Genomic DNA, 1,115 nt, shown 5'->3' with positions numbered 1-1,115 from the left:
GTCTGATGACATTCAATGTCGCCACGTCTATCACTCCTAATTTCCCCCTGCTTTTAAAACAAGCAGGGTAGTGCCTACGTGGGTCARTTTTGGATGGAAATTACTGCGCTAAATGGATCAGATTTCGACGGAATTCAACACCCTCTCATCCCTTGTCCTACGCCGCTGCCCACAGACGGGGCTTACTTTGGTCTTTTAAGGAGACGCAAGATGAGCAAGCAGCAGCAAGACTTCAAAACCTTGATGAAAGAGCGGCAGCACGTCGCAGCCGCGTATGTCAGTGGCGACGCGGCGCCGCTGGGGCGTGTCGTGGCACAGGCGTCACCGGCCACCTTTATGAGCCCGGGCGGCGGCGTGGTACGGGGCACGCAGGAAGTGTGGTCGCGCTACCAGCAGGATGCCGGCCGGTTTGAGGCGGGCAGCACGACCCAGCTGGAGATTCTGGACATGGCGGCGGGCGATACCGTTGCCTTTTGGACGGGCATTCAAAAAGCACAGGCCCGCATGAAGGGTGAGCCAGAGCCCGTGGCGAACAAGCTGCGGGTGACTGAGGTGTTCAGGCGCGAAGGTGATGCCTGGAAGCTGGTGCACAGGCATGCGGACCCGCTGGTTGAAGTTGCCAAGCGCCCAGGTTAGCGCTGGGTTTTCTTTTTTCTTCCTTTGAAACCTGAATGATCTTGGCCCGTGGTCGGGATGGTTGTTGCTGCCTGCAGCAAATAGCTCGGCATGCAACACTTGCGCTTTGCCGTTGAACTGTGGCTGCGAGTAAATGGCCAGAGACCAACGCGCATCAACAGCCGTCAATCAAACAGACAAGCCAAGGAAACCCATGCCCACGCCTGAAACCGTTGAACGCTTTGTTGCCCGTGTTGAACAGAACGCGCACACCGAAGCGATTGAAGAGTTCTACACGCCTGACGCGACGATGCAAGAGAACCAGCAGCCGCCGCGCCGTGGACGCGACAAGCTGGTGGAAGGTGAAGCGAAAGTGATGGCGCGTGTGAAGTCGGTCACATCAACCTGCGTGCGGCCGGTGTTCATCAGCGGTGACAAGGTCGTCATTCGCTGGATCTTTAATTTTGTATGGGCCGATGGCAGCACCATGCGCATGGAAG

At 57.3% G+C, this 1,115-nt stretch carries 2 protein-coding genes; both read left to right on the top strand.

Going from position 1 to position 1,115, the window contains the following annotated elements; genetic code table 11:
* The first annotated feature begins 210 nt into the window (after nucleotides 1–210).
* Nucleotides 211–636, top strand: coding sequence for a YybH family protein (locus AC1D1P_RS23960; RefSeq protein ID WP_477674737.1), 426 nt, complete (start codon nucleotides 211–213; stop codon nucleotides 634–636).
* A gap of 193 nt (nucleotides 637–829) precedes the next feature.
* A partial coding sequence (locus AC1D1P_RS23955; protein WP_477674736.1) for a nuclear transport factor 2 family protein occupies nucleotides 830–1,115 on the top strand: 286 nt, incomplete at its 3' end.

The sequence above is a fragment of the Polaromonas sp. P1_E1_2 genome, from assembly GCF_056406035.1.
This window is presented reverse-complemented; position numbering and strand designations above follow the sequence as displayed.

What these genes read in the sequence shown, in the direction of transcription:
- AC1D1P_RS23960 (WP_477674737.1), top strand. Translation starts at nt 211, where the DNA reads ATGAGCAAGCAGCAGCAAGACTTCAAAACCTTGATGAAAGAGCGGCAG.